Here is a 21602-nt window from a genome sequence, read left to right as displayed (position 1 = left end):
ATTTCTCAAATTCAACTTGTTCTTTTCCCGCTGGCAGTGCTTATTTCTCGATGTGGCGTGATTAGCTTTTCTCCAAAAAAAGAAATGGATTCTTCGGAAGAGAGCCTTCCTGAAACGCGAGATTCCTGGTTCGATCAACCGGATTAAATCTGCGCGATAATTGCTTTCGTTTGCCGGGAGTGCTATCTTTATTTAAAAATGTCGGCCATGGATCTGGAGAAATATTTACCGACCGAGATTATCAATTTTTTCCTGGTGTTGGTTTTTTCACTGCTTATCGGGATGGGGCAGCGGCGACACCACCTTAGTCAGGACGACAATGAGCTGTTTGGTACCGATCGTACCTTTACTTTCATTGGTTTGTTGGGTTATGTGCTTTTTTTGTTCGATCCCAACGGACGGGTGCCTTTTCTGGTGGGCTTTGTCGTGCTTGGAATGCTGATCGGGATTCAGTATTTCCATAAAATAAAATCGTTGAAGGACTTCGGGCTTACCACCTCGGTGTTGGCGCTGTTGACCTACTGCTTGTCGATTATGGTGTTTACTCAGCCGGTGTGGCTGGTGTTGTCGTTTGTGGTGGCCATTCTCATTCTTACCGAGATGAAACGTACTTTCCGGACCATTTCGAAGAAGGCTTCGCAGGAGGAATTTACAACTTTGGCCAAGTTTATTGCCTTTGCCGGCATTATTTTGCCTTTGTTGCCGGCCGAGAATATTGCGGATTTCATTCCGGTTTCGCCCTATCAAATTTGGCTGGCTATTGTTGTAGTGTCGGGGGTTTCGTACGTCAGCTATCTGATCAAAAAGTTTTTGTTTCCCAATTCAGGTATTCAGCTTACCGGCTTGCTGGGCGGTATTTACAGCAGCACGGCCACGACAGTTATTTTGGCCCGTCGCGAGCGCGAAGAACATACCGGTTTGCAGTCGGTGTCGGCTATAATGCTGGCCAATGGCATGATGTACCTGCGCGTGTTGGTGCTTGCGTTTGTGTTTAATAGCTCGATTGGAGCGATGTTGGTATGGCCGTTTCTGGTGCAGTTTGTTGTTGCGTATATCCTTTCGCGTGTCGTCCTTCGCCGATCCGGAAAGCAGGGCGATGCAAAGCCGGAAATTCACGAAACTGAGTCGAAAAACCCGCTGGAGCTAAAGACGGCAACGATCTTTGGGATCATGTTTGTGGGCTTCGGCTTGATCACCCAGTTTGTTATGGAGCATTATGGCGATAGTGGCGTGGCCGGACTGGCTTTTGTTATTGGAGTTTTCGATGTCGATCCGTTTTTGCTGTACCTTTTGCAACAAAACTCCGGTTTGTTGGCCGCCATGATTGCGCTGGCAGTTATCAATGCAACAAACAGCAACAATATCATGAAGATGATTTACGCCCTGGGGCTTATCAGTAAGTCCTCGCGTAAGCTGTTGCTCTACAGTTTTCTGGTACTCGTCGTTTCCGGATTGATCATTTCAGCAGCTTTTTACTACATTTACTGTTAGTACTGAAAAAACTCATGTTGAACCCCTGAAAATTGTTTTATGGAAAGAATTATTGACAACCCCGACGAAAGAACCTGGGGAATGCTCTGTCATCTGGCGGCACTGGCCGGTTTTATTCCTTTTGGAAATATTGTTGGCCCGCTGATCGTATACAGCATCAAGCGCGACGAATACGATTTTGTGGAAGACCAAGGTAAAGAATCGCTGAATTTTCAAATTACCATGACCATCGCCCTGATGGTATCGGCCATACTGACCATCCTGCTGATTGGTATTCTACTGTTGGTGGTGGTTGGTTTGGTTTCACTGATCTTTACTGTGATCGGAGCAGTAAAGGCCGCGCAAGGCGAGTTTTACCGTTATCCGATAACCATTCGTTTCCTGAAATAGTCATTTTGTTTTAAGCCAATATTAGGATGACTGGTCTTTCTGTAACAACAGTTCTTGAAGACCAGTCATTTTTGATTATTTTTGCAGCCTCACATAAAGATCTGTCCGCTGATGCGGAGTGTAAATTCGGAATAAAATGGCACAGAAACCTTCAATCCCAAAAGGAACAAGAGATTTTTCGCCGGTGGAGATGGCTCGCCGGAATTATATTTTTGATACCGTGAAGTCGGTATTTCAGTTATATGGTTTTCAACCGATTGAAACTCCGGCGATGGAGAATCTTTCAACCTTAATGGGGAAATACGGGGAAGAAGGCGATAAGCTGTTGTTTAAGATTTTGAACTCGGGCGACTTTGCATCCAAGGCCAACGAAGCCGATTTGTTGGCACGCAACAGTGTTAAATTGACCAATCAAATTTCGGAAAAAGGCCTGCGCTACGACCTGACCGTTCCGTTTGCCCGTTTTGTGGTTCAGTATCGCAATGATATTTCCTTCCCCTTTAAACGCTACCAAATACAGCCGGTGTGGCGTGCCGACCGTCCTCAAAAAGGGCGTTACCGCGAGTTTTATCAATGCGATGTGGACATTGTTGGCAGCGACTCGTTGCTGAACGAGTTCGAGTTGGTGCAAATTATCAGCGATGTGTTTACTCGTCTGCAGGTGAATACGGTAGTGAAAATTAACAACCGAAAGATTTTAGCCGGTATCGCCGAATCGATTGGCGAAGCTGATCGGATTGTGGATATCACAGTTGCGATTGATAAACTGGATAAAATTGGTCTGGAAAAAGTAAATGCTGAGCTAGTTGAAAAAGGCGTATCGCAAGAAGCCGTGGATAAGCTTCAACCTATTTTGAAATTGAGCGGAACAACCGACGAAAAGCTGGATAGCATTGAGGCGGTGATTGGCGCTACCGAAGTTGGCAAAAAAGGAATTGAAGAGGTTCGTACGTTCTTTAATTACATTAACTCGGTTGAGTTGAATACCGAAGTTGAACTGGACTTGACGCTAGCCCGCGGACTAAACTATTATACAGGGGCAATCTTCGAAGTAAAAGCGAAGGATGTGCAGATTGGCAGTATTTGTGGTGGTGGGCGTTACGACGACTTAACCGGGATCTTCGGTATGCCGGGAGTGTCGGGCGTTGGTGTCTCCTTTGGAGCCGACCGTATTTACGACGTGATGACACAACTGGAACTTTTCCCGGAAGAAACCGTGTCATCAACCAAGTTGATGTTTGTGAACTTTGGGGAGAAAGAACAAGCCTATTGTTTGCCAATATTGCAGCAGCTTAGAAAAGCCGGGGTGAATGCTGAAATTTTCCCCGAAGCAGCAAAAATGAAAAAGCAAATGACCTGGGCCGACCGCAAACAGATTGCCTGGGTGGCCCTGGCTGGTGAAAGCGAAATGGCCGAAGGCAAGCTGACACTGAAAAATATGAAAACAGGCGACCAGGCATTAGTTAGCCCCGAAGAGTTGCTTGCTAAGCTTGCGGAGTAAAGCAAGATGTTTAAATAGCCCATTATAACAAAGGCCGGAAATTGAACTTTCCGGCCTTTGTTGTGATATGTGTTGACTTATTGTTTGTTTTCGTCCCTGCGTTTTTGTCGGTATTCGCGAATCATCTGAAAGCGAAACTCATTCTCTGTCGGCCCCACCAAAATAACTTTGCGTGCGGGCAGAACGGTCAGGAATTTGTCGTTGTATTCTTTTAAAAGATTGGCTTCCTGTATGTAGAGCTGGACAATCTCGGAATTCATTTTTTTGAAATCCTTCTCGGTCAATTGATCGTATTGCTGGCGAATTTCGTCTTCCATTCGTTTGCGGGTCCAGTGGCAATCGGCCCTTTTTTTATCAAATTCGTTGTAGAGAGGCCAGAATTTCTGCGCTTCATCCGGTGTTAACTGTAGCTTTTCGGTCATGTACGACACCCGTTTGGCTTTGTAAATTTCAAAGTCTTCGTGTTTGTCGTTTTGTGGTGGTTGCCCGAAAACAGAAGCTGTAAATATGCTCAGGACAAGGAATATGAATGTTTTTCTCATCATCTTGTTAATTGTTGAGTTCTGCAAAAATTTCATAATCATTTAACTCGGTGCTTAGGTAGTTGATCAGTTCTTCCGACTCTGCCGGCGTTTGATCTTCGTTTTGGTCAATATTCAAAAGCAGGCTATTGTCATCCATGAAGGTTGTCGAGCTGATCAATACATCCTCAAACCAGCCGGAGTCATTCTGAGCACTAAGCTCTTCGGAACCGATCATGGGCGTAATTTCCTGTAACGGATACTTTATCAGAAGCATAATTAGGACAAAACTGGCAGCCAGCCCTAAAACCGGCTTCAGGATGCGAACAATTGTTTGACGGGGCGATTTTTGTTCCTCCGCAGCTTGCAGTTGTGCTTCCAGCCGATCTTCAAACGTTTCAAAGTAGCCTTGTGGTACTTTAAACGGATGTTCGGCTTGCTTCCCGTTGGTGTGCTTTAATATGTCGTCAAATTTTCTCATCTGTCTTTGTGACTCTGCTTTCTTTAAAAGGTTTAATTCCACTTTCTTCAAGATTAGCTGAGGTTTTTCATGAATTCACTAATCTTTTTTACGGCATGGTGGTAGGATGCTTTTAGTGCGCCTTCCGATGTTTCCAGTATTTTTTCCATATCCTGATATTTGATGTCGTCGAAGTAGCGCATGTTGAAAACCAGCCTTTGCTTCTCGGGCAGGCGGGCAATGGCTTCCTGCAGTTTTTGCCGAATGTCATCTCCGTCAAAATACGGATCGGATTGAATGTTTTCAATCAGGTGCTCCTGCAGATCATCATCGGAACCGCCAAAAGTCTTTTTCTTTTTTTGATTCAGAAAGGTCAGCGATTCATTTGTTGCAATTCGGTACAGCCAGGTGTACAGACCCGATTCGGCACGGAATGTGTCAATATTGCGCCACACTTTAATGAAGGTATTCTGCAAAACGTCGTCAGCATCATCGTGGTTCAGCACAATTTTTCGCACATGCCAGTACAGCCGCTCTTTGTAGCGACCAACCAGTACACGAAACGCTTGTTGTTTGCTCGATTCGTTTTTAAGGTCTTCTATAAGTTGCTGCTCATCAATCATTCCTTCTTTCAGGCTTTTTTGCTAGGACTGCACAACGGTCGACAAGTTTAACCGGCAGAGGCGTTTTTTGCCAGGTTTGTCGATCGTGTTTCCCCGATACTTATTCGATGCGAAATTTTAGACCCTCGCGTTTCAATTGTTCATACACATCCATATCGAAGCGATAGAGCTTGGCCGCACGGTGTGATACATTTTTTTGTTTTTCACCCGTATCGATCAGCAGATTCATATTGGCAATTTTTTTTCGGAAATTACGGGTATCCATCTTTTTGCCCAGGATCACTTCATAAAGGCTTTGGAACTCGGTCAAGGTGAATTGCTCGGGAAGCAGGTGAAAACCGATTGGCCGGTATTGCACTTCTTGTCGAAGCGATTCCAGTGCTTTTTGAACAATCTCAGCATGGTCGAAAGCGAGCGGCGGAAGCGCGGTCGGGTCAAACCACTCCAGCGCTTTAACCGCAACCGATTTGCGGATTAAGTGATGGGTGGGATTGATGAGTGCATAATAGCCAATTGTTATGACCCGGTGGTTTGGTACCCGATTTACCTGGCCAAAACAATGAAATTGCTGGAGGTAAACATCATTCATCCCGGTTGCATTCTCAACAATTTCGCGGGCAAAAGCATCCAAGTCAGTGGTAGACGGGATGTGAGCCCCGATAACATTCCAGCTTGGATTGTTGGAAAAAGAAGGATGATTTTCGAAAAGGTGTTTTACCTCCTCCCAGCTTTCCTGCTGGTTGATTTGGTTGAGGATAACCTCCGGATTTTGTCTGGACAGTAAAACTTTGAGCGATTGGTTGTCGAATCCAAAGATGACACAATCGACCGATATTGATTTTAAGATCATAGGTCATTCAGGTTTAGTGGAAATCGTGCTGACTCCTGCTTGGTTCATATTATTTCTTAGGTATCTGCTGCCCGGCAATATTATCACATTACGCGATGCCTGGCTGCATTTTAGTGAAAAATATTCGAATGTCGGGCCTGAGACAGGTGTTTTATTCGAAAATAGGGAAAAAGGTTTAACTTTGCACCGCAATTTTTAGAACTTAATTAGAATGGCATTACAGTGTGGTATCGTCGGACTTCCCAACGTCGGGAAGTCAACCTTGTTTAATTGTTTGTCGAACGCAAAAGCGCAGTCGGCAAACTTCCCCTTTTGTACAATCGAGCCGAATGTTGGGGTAATTACTGTTCCCGATGAACGGTTAAATCAGTTAGCCGAATTGGTGAAACCGGAACGGGTACAGCCTACAACCGTCGAAATTGTTGATATTGCCGGCTTGGTGCGTGGTGCCAGTAAGGGCGAAGGCTTGGGGAACAAATTCCTGGGCAATATTCGCGAAACAGACGCGATCATACATGTGTTGCGTTGTTTCGAAAACGACAACATCACCCATGTCGATACTACGATTGATCCGGTTCGCGACAAGGAAACCATCGATATTGAATTGCAACTGAAAGACCTGGAGACCGTTGAGGCTAGACTGTTGAAAGCCGAAAAACAAGCAAAATCCGGCAACGATCAGGAAGCCAAGCGTCTGGTAAATGTACTGAAAATCTATCAGCAAGCTTTGCTGCAAGGTAAATCGGCCCGTACGGTTGAAATTGACGACCTGGACCTGAAACTGGCCAAAGATTTGCAGTTGCTCACGAATAAGCCAATCTTATACGTCTGTAATGTTGACGAAGCTGCTGTTTTAACCGGTAACGCTTATGTTGATGCCGTGAAAGATGCCGTAAAGGATGAAAATGCCGAAATTTTGGTGATTGCAGCTGCTACGGAGGCCGATATCGCCGAGCTGGAAACCTATGAAGAGCGGCAGATGTTCCTCGACGACTTAGGCCTGACCGAATCGGGGGTTAATAAGCTGATTAAGTCGGCCTACCGTTTGTTACAACTTGAAACATACTTTACCGCCGGCGTGAAAGAAGTGCGTGCCTGGACTTATCACCGCGGATTTAAAGCTCCTCAGGCCGCCGGCGTGATTCACTCTGACTTTGAAAAGGGATTTATCCGGGCTGAGGTGATTAAGTTTGACGACTTCATCAAATACGGATCGGAACAAGCCTGCAAAGAAGCCGGTAAAATGTCGGTAGAAGGAAAAGATTATGTCGTTCATGATGGCGACATCATGCACTTCCGTTTCAATGTGTAACGGAAGTCCCGTAAAATATCTCAAAGCAGTTTAGTTTCTAAGCTGCTTTTTTTGTGCCTTTTTAATTTAAACGATGAATACCCGTTTTTTTAGCAGTTGTGCTCGAATTTTCACGGAGTCGGTCTGCGTAAGGGAGTCCGACGGATAGCATACTCGTTGTTTTTTGAATATGCTGCGCCGGAAGACGGACAAATTGTAACGGATCGAAGGATAAAATGTGCCAAAAATGTTTTAGATTCTTCTTTTTTTATTGATTTCGGAAATCAAGCTGTTTTTTCTTACAGGACCCTGCCGTGTAGAGGGGGCGGTGTGTTAAAAAATGGGTTTCACAAGAAGTTATCCCTTTATGTTTGGGGGAGTGTCTCTGAAAATTGGTATTTCATTTTGAGGTTTAAAGTGCAAATTGCATGATTATTTGCTAGGCAATGGGCAATAATGATGGAAAAAAGACAGTCATTGTTTTGTATGTGAAACAAAAAGCTTAGTTTTGACGATTGAATAATTTTTGAAGATAAATAACACGAATAATTTTTGGCATTATGTGTGGAATTGTAGGTGTATTCGATTTGAAGATGGATGCTCAGGAGTTGAGAACTCAAGTATTGCAACAATCGAAAAAAATAAGACATCGCGGGCCGGACTGGTCCGGTATTTATTGTGGCGATAAGGCAATTATTGCACACGAACGCTTGTCGATTGTTGACCCCGAATCCGGAGGTCAGCCATTATATAGCAAAGATAAAAAATTGATTCTTGGAGTGAACGGTGAGATTTATAACCACCGTGAAATCCGGGAACGCACAAAAGATAAATACGAATATCAAACCGGATCGGATTGTGAAGTGATTTTAGCTCTTTATCAAGAGAAAGGGGTGGATTTTCTGGATGATCTGAATGGGATCTTTGGTTTCGTATTGTACGATGTTGAGAAAGATTTGTACCTGGTAGGGCGCGATCACATTGGTATTATTCCCTTGTATATGGGGTGGGATGCCCACGGTCAGTTTTATGTAGCCTCCGAGTTGAAAGCCCTGGAAGGCTATTGTACCAGGATTCAGGAATTTCCGCCAGCGCATTATTTGTTGAGCACCGATGGTGAGGTGAAACGGTGGTGGACCCGCGACTGGATGGATTACGAGAATGTAAAAGATAACATGACCAGCATCGATGACTTGCGGCAGGCGATGGAAGATGCAGTTCAGCGCCAATTGATGTCGGATGTGCCTTACGGGGTTTTATTGTCGGGCGGTTTGGATTCATCGATCACTTCGGCACTAGCCAAAAAATTCAGTGGTAAGCGCGTTGAAGCAGGAGGAGAAAAAGAAGCCTGGTGGCCTCAGTTGCACTCATTTGTAATTGGTCTGGAAGGATCGCCCGATTTGGCCGCAGCGAGAAAAGTGGCCGATTATATCGGAACAATTCACCACGAGATCCATTATACTATTCAGGAAGGCTTGGATGCCATCCGTGATGTCATCTATCACATCGAGACTTACGATGTTACTACAATTCGCGCTTCTACTCCAATGTACTTGCTGGCCCGTGTGATTAAATCGATGGGTATTAAGATGGTGCTCACCGGAGAGGGGGCTGACGAAATTTTCGGTGGCTATCTGTACTTCCATAAGGCCCCGAACGCTCAGGAGTTTCACAACGAAACCTTACGCAAAATCAGCAAGCTGAACTTGTACGATTGCTTGCGAGCCAACAAATCGCTTTCAGCCTGGGGCGTTGAAGGTCGGGTGCCGTTCCTGGATAAAGAATTCATGGATGTGGCCATGCGCCTGAATCCTGCCGACAAAATGGCCGGAAAAGGAAAAATGGAGAAATATGTGGTTCGCAAAGCCTTCGAAAATGTGTTGCCCGAGAGCGTAGCCTGGAGACAGAAAGAACAATTCTCGGATGGTGTAGGATACGGTTGGATTGACACGTTGAAGCAAATTGCAACCGATAAAGTATCGGATGAGATGATGAAAAATGCGCATTTCCGCTTCCCGGTGAATACGCCGCGCTCGAAAGAAGAGTATTTATACCGGTCAATTTTTGCCGAGCATTTCCCGTCCGATCAGGCAGCAGCTTGTGTGCCTTCGGTACCCTCTATCGCGTGTAGTACCGCCGAAGCTTTGGCTTGGGATGCTTCGTTTCAGAATAACGCCGACCCATCAGGGCGTGCCGTGCGTGGTGTGCATGAGCACGATCTGGAAGATTAATTGGTGATACCGTTAGATATTTCAGGGGGCAAATTCGTTTGTAAAAAGGATATCTCATTCATATCCTGAAGATATATTGACTACAACCGAAGTCAATCATTTTGCCAAAAATGAGTGTGAAACCAGCGTCCTTTCGATGCTGGTTTCTTCTTTTATGGTTTTGCCGATGTCTTGAATGTGTTCGGGCTGGTGCCGAATCTTTTCGAAGGATTGGATGCAGATTTGATACCAGCACTGGAATCTAATACGGGCTGCGGAATGCTTCCGGAAAATTCAACGATTGGGTTGGGACGGGGAGCTTTTATGAAAAAAGACCGCTTGGTGCTGCGGTCTTTTAATCATGAGTAACAAAAGAAGTTAATTGCATTCTTCTGTATTGCCATTGCTGACAATATTTTGCTTTTAATAAAAGTACTTTTTCAATCTCGTAAATATAAGCATTAACCATCGGTTTTTGTTACTCTTACTTATTTTTTGTCGGTTTTCATTTGCTGGCTCGTATTGCAGCTATAATTATAGCTATTGTGCCGTTGATAGTTATTCGTGCCGCCATCGTGATATTTAAAGAAAAAGCTGAATTTGAAAGAGCTTCAGTGGGCATTAATAGCCTTTGCCGGCGTTGCATTTTTTTCTGTAGCTAAAATATAATCCTAACCGGGCGAGTCAGACTCTCGGGTTAAGGTCGATTTGAGCAAAAAGTAACCAATTGTACCTGCGAGAATTGATCCCAGCAAGATGCCGATTTTTGAGGCATCGATAAAATGATTGTACTCGAATGCCAGGTTTGCAATAAACAGTGACATGGTAAAGCCTACACCTCCCAACAGACTGGTGATGCTTAGCTGCTTAAAACTAGCATTCTCGGGCAGGCTTGCCAGTTTCATTTTGATGGCCAGGTAGCAGAACAAGCTAATTCCGATTAGTTTGCCAAATAGCAGACTTGCTGCAATAATCATCGAGAAATCGATCTGTATAAAACTTTCAGCATCTATTTTTACGCCGGCATTTGCAAAGGCGAACAGAGGCATAATGGCAAAAGCAACCCAACCTTCCAGTTTATTTTCGGCTTTTTGAAGCGGTGTTTGTACTTGCTCGGTTAGACGGTCGATGCGCTTAATGGCTTTCATTTCGTGCTCGGTTAAAATGTATCGGGAGGGAATTTTGCCCTTTAGACTTTTAAACTGATCAACGGCTTTCTGAATATGTTTCGGAAAGCGGGAAATCTTTCGTTTTTTGCGGATCGGGATTGCAAAGGCGACCAATACCCCGGCAATGGTTGCATGTATGCCTGATCTGAGCAAAAGCAGCCAGATCGCAATGCTGACCACCGTATAGAAGTATTTATTGTAGAGCCCGAACCGCGTTAATATCAGTAAAAGTAAAAATAGGCTTATGGCAGATAAAATCAGGTGCATTTGAATGGATGTGCTGTAGTAAATGGCAATAACCAGAATTGCTCCAAGGTCGTCAACAACAGCAAAGGCGGTTATAAAAACTTTCAGGGCATGAGGCACCCGTTTCCCCAGCAGATTCATAATGCCAATTGTAAAAGCGATGTCGGTAGCCATCGGTATGGCCCATCCATCCTGCGTTTCAGCCGTGTTGTTCAGTAAAAGGAAGAAAATAACAGGAAAAACCATGCCGCCCAGTGCGGCAAATACAGGGAGGCTGGCCTTGCGGATTGTTGATAGTTCCCCAATCGATATTTCGCGTTTGATGGCCAAGCCAACCGAAAAGAAAAACAGGGCCATCAGGCCATCGTTAATCCAGTGGTGCAGCGATTTGGAAAGCGTGAATTTGCTGTATCCGATGACGAATTCCTCGTGAAGCAGATGCACATACGACTCATGGAGCCCCAAATTTACGGCAAGTAGGGTCGCAACAGTGACGACAAGCAAGAGAATACTTGGCGAGCTTTCATTTTTGATGAAGCGATTAAACGGTTTTAGCGACAGCGCTATTGGTGACATACGCACTAAAATTTCCAGGCCATTTTTAGCCAAAACTGAGCCGTGGCCTATGGTCTAATTTAAGCAAAAATGTCGGTTAAACCGGAATACAATGAGCATAAATGAACGATAATCAGCCAGCAAGTTTTATGGGTGATTGTATTTTGAGCTGGAAGGCTGTTTTGCCGGATTCCGGAAATCTTGGTGTTTTGGTTGTCACGTGTTGTCGTTGTTTTCAAAAGTTGTCGGCTTGTCGTTCCACCTCTGGTCAAAACCTTTATTGACATTGCGCCTTAGCACCTCTGCGGTGTAAGAGTATCAAAGAAAAGAAGAGCCGCAAATTGCGGCTCTCCAGATCTATTTTATGGTTGATTTTAACAGGAAGTAACCGCCGATTCCGGCAATGAGGGAACCCAGTAGAATTCCGATTTTGGAGGCGTCGATATAACTGTTGCTCTCGAAAGCGAGATTGGTTATAAACAGCGACATGGTAAAGCCAACACCACCCAGCAAGCCGGTAATAGCAAGTTGTTTAAAAGACGTGTTTTCGGGTAAACTGGCCATCTTCAGTTTGATAGCCAGGAATGAGAACAAACTGATTCCGATTACATTTCCCAGGATCAAGCTGACTGCAATAATGAGCGATAAATCCATATTGGCAAAACTCTCGGCATTAATGCGTACCCCGGCGTTGGCAAATGCAAAAATGGGCATGATGACGAAAGCCACCCAGCCGTGTAATCTTTTCTCGAGATATTGCAGTGGCGACTGAACTTGTTCGGTTAAATCATCCATCTGGTCAACGGCTGCCATCTGATCGTTTGTCAGGGTGTATTTCGAGTGAAGCTTGTTGCTAATGGTCTTAAATTCACCTAAAGCATCGTGCATCTTGTCCTGGAAATGCGTGATCTTGATGTTTTTGCGGATTGGGATGGCAAAGGCTACCAGCACCCCTGCAAGTGTTGCGTGAATGCCCGATTTGAGGAACAGTACCCAAATGATCACTGAAACGATAAAGTAGAAGTACTTGTTGAAAAGGCCAAAGTGGGTCAGCACAAGCAAGCAGGCAAACAGAGCCAGCGCACTGAGAATAAGTGAAAGTTGAATGGATGAGCTGTAAAACAGCGCAATAACCAGAATGGCTCCCAGGTCATCAACAATGGCAAAGGCCGTCAGGAATATTTTTAACCCGTAGGGTACGCGTTTGCCTAAAAGTTTCATAATCCCCAGTGTAAAAGCAATGTCGGTGGCCATCGGGATCGCCCATCCCTGGTGAGTCTCCGGCGAATTATTGAGTGTCAGGTAAATAATAACCGGGAACAGCATTCCTCCCACTGCCGCAAAAACCGGTAAACTGGCTTTACGTACGGTGGATAATTCACCAATCATAACCTCCCGTTTTATTTCAAGCCCGATCACAAAAAAGAAGATGGCCATCAAGCCATCGTTGATCCACAGAATTAATGACTTTGACAGTACGAAGCTACTGATGCCAAAGGTGAGTTTTTGGTGGAGCAGGGTGAAGTACTGGTCGTAAAAACCGACGTTTACAAAGATCAGCGTCAGTAGTGTTACGGCAAGCAGCAAGATGCTGGATGAACTTTCTTGTTTAAAAAACCGATTGAAAGGCTCGGCAATAAATTTCATAGGCGACATAATTCGTAATAATTAAAGATCCTTCATTCAGGACGTTTGTTCTGTTTTCAAAGAATAATAAACGCAAATAACGCCTTTCAGGTTCGATCCTGAAATAACCGGAATCCGATTTAACAATTAGCTAACAAAAACAGATTTTTTGAACGTTTTTGTAAATAAAAAAGCCCCTTTTTTAAGGAGCTTTAAATTTCTTGGAAAATGTCATGACGTTTTATGAATTAGGGCAGCAGTACCTTGTCGATCACATGAATGACTCCGTTTGTTGCCTGGACATTTAATAACGATGGAATGAGGTTTGCTTCTCTGGTCTGTGCATCGGTAATTGTCAGTGTAGATGTGTTCACGCTGAAGGTGCCATTCAAGCTTGACACTTCTCCGGATACCAGGTCGCTGCTGTAAACCCGCCCGGCGACCACGTGATATTTTAAAACTTCAACTAAAGTTTCAGTCGGAATGGCATCCAAATCCGGAAGCCCTAATTCGCCGAGCAGTGCCACAAAGGCATCGTTGGTCGGTGCAAAAACAGTAAAAGGTCCTCCGGTTTCAAGTGTTTCCTGTAAGTCGGCTTTGACAACCGCTTGTACCAAAATTGAAAATTCCGGATCGTAACTCAAAGCTGTTTCTACTAAATTCATCGATGGTGGAAGTAAAACTTTATCGATGATGTGGATGATACCGTTGGCTGCGTGAAGGTCTGCAATGGTTACCTGAGCATCGTTGATCATGACCCCATCCGTTAGGTCTACCCGGATGGCAGAGCCATTCACCGTTTCGACATAGCCGTTGCTTAATTTACCAGAGCTCACTTTTCCTCCAACAACATGATACAGAAGGATGGGCGTAAGCTGTTCGGCAGTCAGATCGTCAATTCCATCAATACCCAGTTGTTCAAAGAGCATATTAAAGGCCTCGTCGGTTGGTGCAAATACCGTTAATTCGGTTGAGGCAACAGTGCTTACCAATTTTGTTTTCACTAATGCCTGGCGTAAATGCTTAAACTTGGGTTTTGTGGCTTTGAGGCGGGCACTTTTGGTGTCATCGGTCATGTACGATTCCGGGCTTTCGGTTATTTGATCCAGAACGCCAACGATATTCTCCGGCGTGGGTTGCATGACCATATCATCGTCATCGTCGTCATTGCAGCTGGTAAATAGCAAACTTGCTAACAGTACAAGAATACTGATTGCAAAAAACGGGTGGATCGAGTGTCTAAAATTTAATGTTTTCATCTTGTTTTTGTTTAAGTTTCAATAGTCTAAACGTGAACAAGATCAAAATGTTTAAGAAAAAGCAATAAAGTTTAAACAAAACTTCAAAAAACATTCTTTTGCAGAAGATCGAACGCTTCAACTTACGACGAGTTTTGCCAAGTTTGCCTTGCTGGCAGCTATGATGTCCTGAGGTGAGAGTTTTAGCTGGAGGCCCCGTTTTCCGCCGCTGATGTAGATTTTGTCGAACATCAGACAACTGTCGTGAATGAACACCGGGAATTGTTTTTTCATTCCGATTGGCGTACAGCCTCCGCGAATGTATCCGGTAACGGGCAGTAATTCCTTCATGGCAATCAGTTCAGCTTTTTTGTTTCCCGATACTTTGGCAGCAAGTTTCAGGTCAACCTCTTCATCGCCGGGGATTACACAAACGAATATGCCGGTGTTGGTTCCCCGCAGAACCAGGGTTTTGAAAATCTGCTTCACGTTTTGTCCGAGTTTTGCCGCCAGGCTCGCGGCACTTAAATCCGTCTCGTCTACCTCATAGGCGAATAGTTCGTAGGCTATTTTTTGCTTGTCGAGCAAGCGTGAGGCATTGGTCTTGGCAGGAGTTTTCATCGTTGCTTATTTGGCAGACAAAATTAGGAAAACCAGTTGAGGGAAGATCCAACGATGCCGGACTTTGTTGCGTTAGTTCAAGAATCGCGGGGACGGTGTTTGTTAAGTTTTTGTAATTCAAACCCGACGGTTTTGCCCTAAAGCACGTTAATTTTAGCAGAACTTGCAGGCTGAGGCTAAAAGCGGATTGCTTTGTCAATTAAAATGACTAATTTTAGAGCTTAGAAATTCGGAAGGAGCTTAGTCTGGTGCTGATTTATCGCTTTTAATTAGTCTTCATTAGTTCTTTTGGAATCCACCAACGAATAATAACACCGGGTTTTTTCGGAAACAAAGTCACGCTTGACTGCCTGAAAATTTGTTTTCAACCGGCCTTTTGCATGTTTACCGCAAGTTGATTGCAGCATCCTTCCTGTCAGAGGCCAAAACCCGTCACAAAAAAGATAAATTTATATATGGGTAGATCACAAGAATCATTTCAAAAAAAGGAAGTACGAAACAAAAAGGAAAAGAAACGTAAAGAAAAAGAAGCCAAGCGTTTGGCACGTAAAGAGAGCGATAAGCCCAATAGTCTGGACGATATGATCGCTTATGTTGATGAAAATGGTATGATTACCGATACGCCTCCGGATCCGGATAAGAAAACAGAGGTGAAGGTTGAAGATATTGTTATCGGAGTGCCCAAGGAGGCTGATTTAGAACCGGAGGATTTAGTGCGTAAAGGAACAGTAACCTTCTTTAATCAATCGAAGGGCTTTGGTTTTATTCGTGACGGGCAAAGCGGCGAAAGCTTGTTTGTTCATGTGAATAATATTTTGGAGCCAATTACCGAAGGCAATTCTGTTTCGTATGAAATGGAACGTGGCCCCAGAGGTATGATGGCCGTGCAGGTAAAAGTTAACCGCTAGGTAAGATATACGGCTTATTGATAAGCCCATTTTATGAAGTACTGTTTCTGTTTATAAATGCAGAAACAGTATTTTTTTTGCCTCATGGATGCAAGACGGCGGAACGCAGATGTCCCTGGTTTTGCGAACAATCGGTAACGACAAGTCGGCCATTTGCGGCAGCCGGGTGTCCTGTAAGCCAAAACGATTTTCAAATTAATGGGATAAGCATCCCGCATATTGGATGCTAATATTGCCAGACATTAATTGTTGCCGGCAGAGCGCGTGCTGTTTTTTTCCAGCTCAAACGATTCAAATTGCAGGGCCACTTTCTCTAAACTTTCAACAGATCCGACAACGGTCACCACATCTCCCTGCCGCAAGCGCGTGTAGCCATGGGTAATGATGATATTTCCTTTTCGTTTTACCGATAGGATCAAAACATCTACCGGCAGGCGGAGGTTACGCAAGGCGATGCCAAAGAGGCTTTCATCTTCGACTGTTACATCCAGCGTATCTTTATCGGCCTCCATGCCCATGAGCAATGAGGTTGCCAGAGGAGATCGAACGAAATGTTGAAGCAGATTTACAAAAGCTGTTGACGGATCGATGACCAAGGCTCCCAGATCGTAAAACTTTTTCAGGTTTTTCCGATCCGCCAGACGGACGATAACCACTTTTTCTCCAATATTTTCATAAATCCATTCGGCGATATGGTAGTTGCCCCGATCGGAGTGCAGTAAAACAAAGGTGTCGAATTTCTTTAGGTTTAAGTTGGCCAATGTTTCGGCTTGCAGGCCGGGGATGTGATAGGTTTTTACGCCGGGAATTTCTTCGATCTGATCTTGGGGTTTGCGCGTGGCAATGGATACTTTCCAGTTGTTTTTCTGCAACTCGTTGGATAAGGCTACCGACTGGTTTTCGTAGCCAAATATCAGAACGCGGCGCGAGTGCTCGTAGTGATCCCGGGGCTGATTTCGGTTTTCGCCAACCCGTTTTATAGCCCATTTGAAAAGCGGTGGACCAACCAGTTGATTGACGATAACCACTGCAACGATGATGGTGGCTAATTGACTTCCCCAAGCCGGGAAGCTGTTGCTGATTACCATAACAAGCGCCAAGCTAACACCCGCCTGAGTGACGTAAGGCATCCAGCCAATGCGTCGGAATAGTTTGGGGTCGCCGGCAAAGGTGCCGCCAAGCCAGGCACCGCCCATCATGCCAACCAGACGGATGATAAAAAACAGCAGGGCAATCTTCCAGGTGTCGGCCAATATGTCGAGCGACATCATGGCGCCGGCCAGTGTGAAGAACGCTGCGTAAATGGCCGGGCCTATTTTCTCCACGATCGTTTGAAATTCGATCCGCAAACTGGTGTAGTTCACAATGATAAAACTGACTGTGATACATACCAGCAGGGGCTCTATCAGAATCTCGAACGGCAGAAAGTTTTCGCTTAAATGATGGATGTAGTGTGAAAATGGATAGACGGCATAACCTGATCCCAGCAAGATGGCGACCTTCAGGTGTTGGTGTATCTTGAACGAAAAAATAAACTTCAGGATCCGAGCCAGGATAATCCCCATGGAGAAGGTTGCCGAAAGTTCAACGAGGAGTTCCAGCAAGAAAAAATAGCTTAATTCAACCCCTTTGACCAGTGAATTTGCAATGGATAAGCAGATGGCAAATAGCAGAATTACCAGCACATCTTTAATCACGGTGACGCTGATGGCCGTTTTGGTAAAACGCCCTTTTGCCCGCATTTCGTTAATGATGGCGATGGCCGACGATGGCGACCGGGCTACAAAGATGGTTCCCGTTAGCAGGGCGATGGCCAGGACATTGCTCTGCGATAAACCCGACAAAAACGGAATGTGATCGGCTAATAGAATGATTGCGACCACAGCCACGCCAAAGGTGATCACCAGCTGTCCGAAGGTATTCCAAAGGATGCTTTTCAGGCTGCTTCGGATCTCTTTGAGGAATAGTTCCGTTCCGGCAGCAAATGCGATGTATGAGAGTGAAAATTCGTTGACAATCTGAAGGTTCAGGATCGATTCATCCGAAACAAGTTCCAGGAAAAAGGGGCCGGCAATGACTCCCGAGATGAGGAATCCGGTTATCAGCGGCAGTTTTATCTTCTGAAAATATTTCGCCACATGAAAGCTCCCAATCACAATCCAGAGGAAAGCTAACAGGAAAAAGAGGAAATGTTCGAATTGGAGTATCATATTCTTTTCCCAATATAGTTTTTACAGATGAATAAAGCAACTGTGGAAAAATTGAAGCGATTCAACGAAATTTTGCGAGCTGGCAAGATAGATGATCTAAGGCGTTGATTTGGAGAGGACGGGGATTTGGGTGGACTGCGCTATTGGTGGGGAGGCTTGCTTTGTGCGTAAAAAAACAGAGGCTCTCCGAATTGCGGAAAGCCTCCTTTTATTTTGCTTCGAAACCGAATTATTTCTTTGCAATGTAGTCGGCAATCCAGTCGCCAACTTCCGATGTGCTGAATGCTTTTCCTTCAGCAATGTCGGTTGTAACTACACCTTCAGCCATTGATGCATCAACAGCTTCACGAATCAGTTTTCCTTCTTCCATCAGGTCGAATGCATATTCGAACATCATGGCAGCCGAGAGGATCGTTGCAATTGGGTTCGCAATGTTTTTACCGGCAGCTTGCGGGTACGAACCGTGGATTGGCTCGAACACCGAAGTGTGGATTCCCATTGATGCAGAAGGCAGCAAGCCTAACGAACCGGTGATCACACTCGCTTCGTCAGTCAGGATGTCGCCGAACATGTTTTCAGTTACCATCACGTCGAAGTTTTTCGGCCACTGAATGATTTGCATGGCAGCATTATCAACAAACATATACTCGGTTTTGATGTCCGGGTAGTTTGGAGCCATTTCCTGAGCTACTTCGCGCCACAGGCGAGAGCTTTCCAAAACGTTTGCTTTGTCAACAACCGTTAGTTTTTTGTTACGTTTTCCGGCAAATTCGTAAGCCAGCTTCAGGATCCGCTCTACCTCTTCGCGCGTGTAAACGCAGTGGTCATAAGCGGTGTTTCCGTTGTCGCTACGTCCTTTGTCGCCGAAATAAATACCACCGGTCAGCTCGCGGATAGCCACAAAGTTGGCCCCTTCAACCAATTCGCGACGAAGTGGTGATTTGTGCAACAAGGACTCAAATGTTTCTACCGGGCGAATGTTGGCATATAAACCTAGTTTTTTGCGCATCGCTAACAATCCTTGCTCCGGGCGAACCGTTGCTTTGGGGTTGTTGTCGAACTTGGGATCGCCGATGGCACCGAAAAGCACGGCGTCGGCTTTCATGCAAATATCGTGGGTCGTTTCGGGGTAGGGGTCACCTACCTGGTCGATGGCCGTTGCACCTGTCAGTGCAAACTCATATTCTAACTCATGGTTAAATTTTTCAGCGATTGCTTTCACTGATTTCATCGCCTGATCAACAATCTCAGGACCGATTCCGTCTCCGGGGAGAACAGCTAATTTTAATTTCATCTTATAATCGTTTCAAATATATTTAAAATGTATTAGTCAACTTTCTCGTTATAGGTATGCTCAATCAGGTTAAGCATCCGGGTTGTTGCTTTAATGGCAGCTGCTGTTTGGTCGGGCGCCAAGCCACGGGTTTTGAATTCCCGATCCATTTTCCAGATAATGACCGTTTCAACCAGTGCATCGGTATGGCCGCCCGGAGGGATGGTTACCGAATAGTCGATCAGCGTCGGAAATGGTTTATTCATCTTAGCGTAAATACTTTTGACAGCTTTCATAAAGGCATCGTACAAACCATCGCCCGAAGAGCTGGCTTCGTAGGATTTGCCGTTTATGTTGATGCTCACTGTTGCCGAAGGACGAAGGCCCATGGCATGTGTCAGGGCATAGTTGTTGATGGAGATGCGCTGTTCAACGCTTTCCTGCAGTACATCGGCCACAATGTAGGGTAGATCTTCGGCTGTTACCGTTTCTTTGTGATCGGCTAATTCAATCACCCGGTCGGTTACCAATTTAAGAGCCTCAGGCGTCAATTCGATGCCCAAGTCTTCAAGGTTGGCTTTAATATTGGCTTTCCCCGATGTTTTTCCGAGTGCATAAGTTCGGGTGCGACCGAAGCGCTCGGGTAAAAGATCGTTGAAATAAAGTTTGTTTTTGTTGTCGCCGTCGGCATGTACCCCGCTGCATTGGGTGAATACAAACTCGCCAATCAGCGGTTTGTTGGTCGGAATGCGGATGCCGGAGAAACTTTCCACGACTTTGGAAATCCGGTTAAGCATACTTTCGTTCACCTTTGTTTTGATCTGCGTATGGTCTTTAACCGTGGCAATAACGCTCGATAAGGGGGCATTCCCGGCACGTTCACCCAGGCCATTTACGGTTGTGTGCACGCAGTCGATACCGGCTTTTAGGGCATGGAAGACATTGGCAATGGCCAGGTCGTAGTCGTTATGCGCATGAAAATCGAACAGCACATCCGGATAAGTATCGATCATTTCTTTGCAATAATCAAAGGTTTCGTCCGGATCCAGAATCCCCAGCGTGTCGGGAAGCATAATGCGCTGAACATTCATTTTCTGTAGGTTTGAGATCATGAAATGAACGTAATCCCGGGAGTTGCGCATACCGTTCGACCAGTCCTCCAGATAAACATTGACAGAGATGCCCAATTGGCTGGCGTAATCAACTGACTTTTGAATGTCGGCAATATGTTCTTCTGGAGTTTTGCGCAGTTGGTGGGTCACATGGTTGAGTGATCCTTTGCACAGCAGGTTCAACACTTTTCCGCCGGCACGGTTGATCCAGTCCAGTGAAGTCTTTCTATCCACGAAGCCGAGTATCTCAACCCGGTTCAGATGTCCCTTTTCTGCGGCCCAGGCCATGATTCGCTGAGCAGCTTTAAACTCGCCTTCCGAAACCCGGGCCGAAGCAATTTCTATTCGATCAACTTTTACATCTTCGAGCAACACTTTTGCCACACTAAGCTTTTCGGTATCTGTAAACGATACGCCGGAGGTTTGTTCACCGTCGCGCAGCGTGGTGTCCATGATTTGCAAGGTTCGTTGGGCTAATTCGCCTGATTTTACCGTCATGTTTTGTTTTTCTCCTTTATGCCTTCAGTGAATAATTTCTTCAACCAGCCGGTTTGTCTGCCGGCTCTGTAAAAATAAGAGCAGAGATCGCTGCAAGGGTTACAGGCATTTCTCTGCTCTTGTTGTATTAATGCTCAAATGCAGCGATCTGGTCTTTCAAGCTAACCAGATAGTCGATATCGTCGAGCCCGTTTTGCAGGCAATGCTTTTTGTAGGGGTTGATGTCGAATTCTTCTGATTCGCCTGTGGCCTTGATGGTGAAGGTTTGGCTGGGCAGGTCAACTTCAAATTCAGCCTTTGGATCAGCGTCTATGGCAGCGAAGATCTTCTCCAGGAACACAGGACTAACCTGAACAGGAAGCAATCCGTTGTTCAACGAGTTTCCTTTAAAGATGTCGGCGAAGAAGCTCGAAACCACCACCCGGAAACCGTAATCGTAAATCGCCCAGGCTGCATGTTCGCGGCTCGATCCGCTACCAAAGTTTTTACCGCCAACCAATATTTTGCCACTGTAAGTTGGATTGTTCAGGGCGAAATCAGCAATCGGTTGGTTGCTCTTGTCGTAACGCCAGTCACGAAACAAGTTGTCGCCAAATCCTTTGCGTTCTACCGCTTTCAGAAAGCGTGCAGGGATAATTTGGTCGGTATCCACATTTTCAATCGGCAGTGGAACAGCCGGAGATACTATGTTTGAAAATTTATCGTATGCCATTTTTTTTAGATTGAGCCCCTTCCGGCCTCCCCTGAGGGGAGGAGAAAAGAGCGCGATTTTTTTTTATCGTTCATCATTATGACTTTCCCAATTCCCC

General features: G+C 45.2%; 18 protein-coding genes. 6 read left to right on the top strand and 12 right to left on the bottom strand.

Annotated features, from left to right (window positions below; all coding sequences use genetic code 11):
- The first annotated feature begins 207 nt into the window (after positions 1-207).
- The 3 genes from C8N47_RS03090 to hisS all read left to right on the top strand — a co-directional run bounded on the left by C8N47_RS03090 (position 208) and on the right by hisS (position 3382).
- The gene (locus tag C8N47_RS03090; RefSeq protein ID WP_170111266.1) at positions 208-1491 is read left to right on the top strand and encodes an MgtC/SapB family protein; all 1284 of its coding nucleotides are present in this window, start codon (positions 208-210) and stop codon (positions 1489-1491) included.
- A gap of 39 nt (positions 1492-1530) precedes the next feature.
- Positions 1531-1881, top strand: coding sequence for a DUF4870 domain-containing protein (locus C8N47_RS03085; RefSeq protein WP_107821045.1), 351 nt, complete (start codon positions 1531-1533; stop codon positions 1879-1881).
- A 136-nt stretch (positions 1882-2017) separates the two neighbouring features.
- Positions 2018-3382: a histidine--tRNA ligase gene (hisS, locus tag C8N47_RS03080; protein ID WP_107821044.1), complete on the top strand. Its 1365-nt coding sequence runs from the start codon at positions 2018-2020 to the stop codon at positions 3380-3382.
- A gap of 77 nt (positions 3383-3459) precedes the next feature.
- Here the strand turns inward: hisS and C8N47_RS03075 are convergent, their stop codons facing one another.
- The 4 genes from C8N47_RS03075 to C8N47_RS03060 form a co-directional block, all read right to left on the bottom strand.
- Positions 3460-3927 carry a hypothetical protein gene (locus tag C8N47_RS03075; RefSeq protein ID WP_107821043.1) on the bottom strand — a complete coding sequence of 156 codons (468 nt, stop codon included), beginning with the start codon at positions 3925-3927 and terminating at the stop codon, positions 3460-3462.
- A gap of 4 nt (positions 3928-3931) precedes the next feature.
- Positions 3932-4384 (bottom strand): hypothetical protein, encoded by a 453-nt coding sequence (locus C8N47_RS03070; RefSeq protein WP_107821042.1) that lies wholly within the window; start codon positions 4382-4384, stop codon positions 3932-3934.
- 53 nt (positions 4385-4437) lie between these two features.
- On the bottom strand, positions 4438-4986 hold the full coding sequence (locus C8N47_RS03065) for an RNA polymerase sigma factor (RefSeq protein ID WP_107821041.1): 549 nt from the start codon (positions 4984-4986) through the stop codon (positions 4438-4440).
- A gap of 100 nt (positions 4987-5086) precedes the next feature.
- On the bottom strand, positions 5087-5836 hold the full coding sequence (locus tag C8N47_RS03060) for an NUDIX hydrolase (RefSeq protein ID WP_107821040.1): 750 nt from the start codon (positions 5834-5836) through the stop codon (positions 5087-5089).
- A gap of 211 nt (positions 5837-6047) precedes the next feature.
- Between C8N47_RS03060 and ychF the strand changes: the two genes are divergently transcribed.
- Together ychF and asnB are read left to right on the top strand one after the other, a co-directional pair.
- The gene (ychF, locus tag C8N47_RS03055) at positions 6048-7148 is read left to right on the top strand and encodes a redox-regulated ATPase YchF (RefSeq protein WP_107821039.1); all 1101 of its coding nucleotides are present in this window, start codon (positions 6048-6050) and stop codon (positions 7146-7148) included.
- Positions 7149-7687: 539 nt separating this feature from the next.
- The gene (gene asnB / locus C8N47_RS03045) at positions 7688-9358 is read left to right on the top strand and encodes an asparagine synthase B (RefSeq protein WP_107821037.1); all 1671 of its coding nucleotides are present in this window, start codon (positions 7688-7690) and stop codon (positions 9356-9358) included.
- Positions 9359-10008: 650 nt separating this feature from the next.
- Here asnB and nhaA (C8N47_RS03040) read toward each other — a convergent pair.
- From nhaA (C8N47_RS03040) to ybaK, 4 genes are all read right to left on the bottom strand, one after another.
- Positions 10009-11328 (bottom strand): Na+/H+ antiporter NhaA, encoded by a 1320-nt coding sequence (gene nhaA, locus C8N47_RS03040; RefSeq protein WP_146161413.1) that lies wholly within the window; start codon positions 11326-11328, stop codon positions 10009-10011.
- A 336-nt stretch (positions 11329-11664) separates the two neighbouring features.
- Positions 11665-12954 (bottom strand): Na+/H+ antiporter NhaA, encoded by a 1290-nt coding sequence (gene nhaA / locus C8N47_RS03030; RefSeq protein ID WP_211316020.1) that lies wholly within the window; start codon positions 12952-12954, stop codon positions 11665-11667.
- A gap of 227 nt (positions 12955-13181) precedes the next feature.
- Complete coding sequence (locus tag C8N47_RS03025) at positions 13182-14192, bottom strand: fasciclin domain-containing protein (RefSeq protein ID WP_107821033.1); 1011 nt, start codon at positions 14190-14192, stop codon at positions 13182-13184.
- A 117-nt stretch (positions 14193-14309) separates the two neighbouring features.
- Positions 14310-14792, bottom strand: coding sequence for a Cys-tRNA(Pro) deacylase (gene ybaK, locus C8N47_RS03020; protein WP_107821032.1), 483 nt, complete (start codon positions 14790-14792; stop codon positions 14310-14312).
- A gap of 455 nt (positions 14793-15247) precedes the next feature.
- Between ybaK and C8N47_RS03015 the strand changes: the two genes are divergently transcribed.
- On the top strand, positions 15248-15700 hold the full coding sequence (locus tag C8N47_RS03015) for a cold-shock protein (RefSeq protein ID WP_107821031.1): 453 nt from the start codon (positions 15248-15250) through the stop codon (positions 15698-15700).
- A gap of 242 nt (positions 15701-15942) precedes the next feature.
- Here the strand turns inward: C8N47_RS03015 and C8N47_RS03010 are convergent, their stop codons facing one another.
- The 4 genes from C8N47_RS03010 to leuD form a co-directional block, all read right to left on the bottom strand.
- Positions 15943-17910, bottom strand: a complete 1968-nt coding sequence (locus C8N47_RS03010) for a cation:proton antiporter domain-containing protein (protein WP_107821030.1) — start codon at positions 17908-17910, stop codon at positions 15943-15945.
- Positions 17911-18139: 229 nt separating this feature from the next.
- Positions 18140-19204, bottom strand: coding sequence for a 3-isopropylmalate dehydrogenase (gene leuB, locus C8N47_RS03005; protein ID WP_107821029.1), 1065 nt, complete (start codon positions 19202-19204; stop codon positions 18140-18142).
- A gap of 32 nt (positions 19205-19236) precedes the next feature.
- A complete protein-coding gene (locus tag C8N47_RS03000; protein WP_211316019.1) occupies positions 19237-20793 on the bottom strand; it encodes an alpha-isopropylmalate synthase regulatory domain-containing protein in 1557 nt (518 codons plus the stop codon).
- Between the two features lie 127 nt (positions 20794-20920).
- Positions 20921-21505, bottom strand: a complete 585-nt coding sequence (gene leuD / locus C8N47_RS02995; RefSeq protein ID WP_107821028.1) for a 3-isopropylmalate dehydratase small subunit — start codon at positions 21503-21505, stop codon at positions 20921-20923.
- Between the last annotated feature and the right edge of the window lie 97 nt (positions 21506-21602).

The organism is Mangrovibacterium marinum (assembly GCF_003046625.1).
GTDB classification, from domain to species: domain Bacteria; phylum Bacteroidota; class Bacteroidia; order Bacteroidales; family Prolixibacteraceae; genus Mangrovibacterium; species Mangrovibacterium marinum.
The sequence above is the reverse complement of the archived record's forward strand: the minus strand, read 5'-3'. Positions and strand labels throughout refer to the sequence as shown.

Bases quoted from the DNA above. Each gene is read 5' to 3' on its own strand.
- C8N47_RS03090 (WP_170111266.1), top strand. From the start codon at position 208: ATGGATCTGGAGAAATATTTACCGACCGAGATTATCAATTTTTTCCTG.
- C8N47_RS03085 (WP_107821045.1), top strand. From the start codon at position 1,531: ATGGAAAGAATTATTGACAACCCCGACGAAAGAACCTGGGGAATGCTC.
- hisS (WP_107821044.1), top strand. From the start codon at position 2,018: ATGGCACAGAAACCTTCAATCCCAAAAGGAACAAGAGATTTTTCGCCG.
- C8N47_RS03075 (WP_107821043.1), bottom strand. From the start codon at position 3,927: ATGATGAGAAAAACATTCATATTCCTTGTCCTGAGCATATTTACAGCT.
- C8N47_RS03070 (WP_107821042.1), bottom strand. From the start codon at position 4,384: ATGAGAAAATTTGACGACATATTAAAGCACACCAACGGGAAGCAAGCC.
- C8N47_RS03065 (WP_107821041.1), bottom strand. From the start codon at position 4,986: ATGATTGATGAGCAGCAACTTATAGAAGACCTTAAAAACGAATCGAGC.
- C8N47_RS03060 (WP_107821040.1), bottom strand. From the start codon at position 5,836: ATGATCTTAAAATCAATATCGGTCGATTGTGTCATCTTTGGATTCGAC.
- ychF (WP_107821039.1), top strand. From the start codon at position 6,048: ATGGCATTACAGTGTGGTATCGTCGGACTTCCCAACGTCGGGAAGTCA.
- asnB (WP_107821037.1), top strand. From the start codon at position 7,688: ATGTGTGGAATTGTAGGTGTATTCGATTTGAAGATGGATGCTCAGGAG.
- nhaA (WP_146161413.1), bottom strand. From the start codon at position 11,328: ATGTCACCAATAGCGCTGTCGCTAAAACCGTTTAATCGCTTCATCAAA.
- nhaA (WP_211316020.1), bottom strand. From the start codon at position 12,954: ATGAAATTTATTGCCGAGCCTTTCAATCGGTTTTTTAAACAAGAAAGT.
- C8N47_RS03025 (WP_107821033.1), bottom strand. From the start codon at position 14,192: ATGAAAACATTAAATTTTAGACACTCGATCCACCCGTTTTTTGCAATC.
- ybaK (WP_107821032.1), bottom strand. From the start codon at position 14,792: ATGAAAACTCCTGCCAAGACCAATGCCTCACGCTTGCTCGACAAGCAA.
- C8N47_RS03015 (WP_107821031.1), top strand. From the start codon at position 15,248: ATGGGTAGATCACAAGAATCATTTCAAAAAAAGGAAGTACGAAACAAA.
- C8N47_RS03010 (WP_107821030.1), bottom strand. From the start codon at position 17,910: ATGATACTCCAATTCGAACATTTCCTCTTTTTCCTGTTAGCTTTCCTC.
- leuB (WP_107821029.1), bottom strand. From the start codon at position 19,204: ATGAAATTAAAATTAGCTGTTCTCCCCGGAGACGGAATCGGTCCTGAG.
- C8N47_RS03000 (WP_211316019.1), bottom strand. From the start codon at position 20,793: ATGACGGTAAAATCAGGCGAATTAGCCCAACGAACCTTGCAAATCATG.
- leuD (WP_107821028.1), bottom strand. From the start codon at position 21,505: ATGGCATACGATAAATTTTCAAACATAGTATCTCCGGCTGTTCCACTG.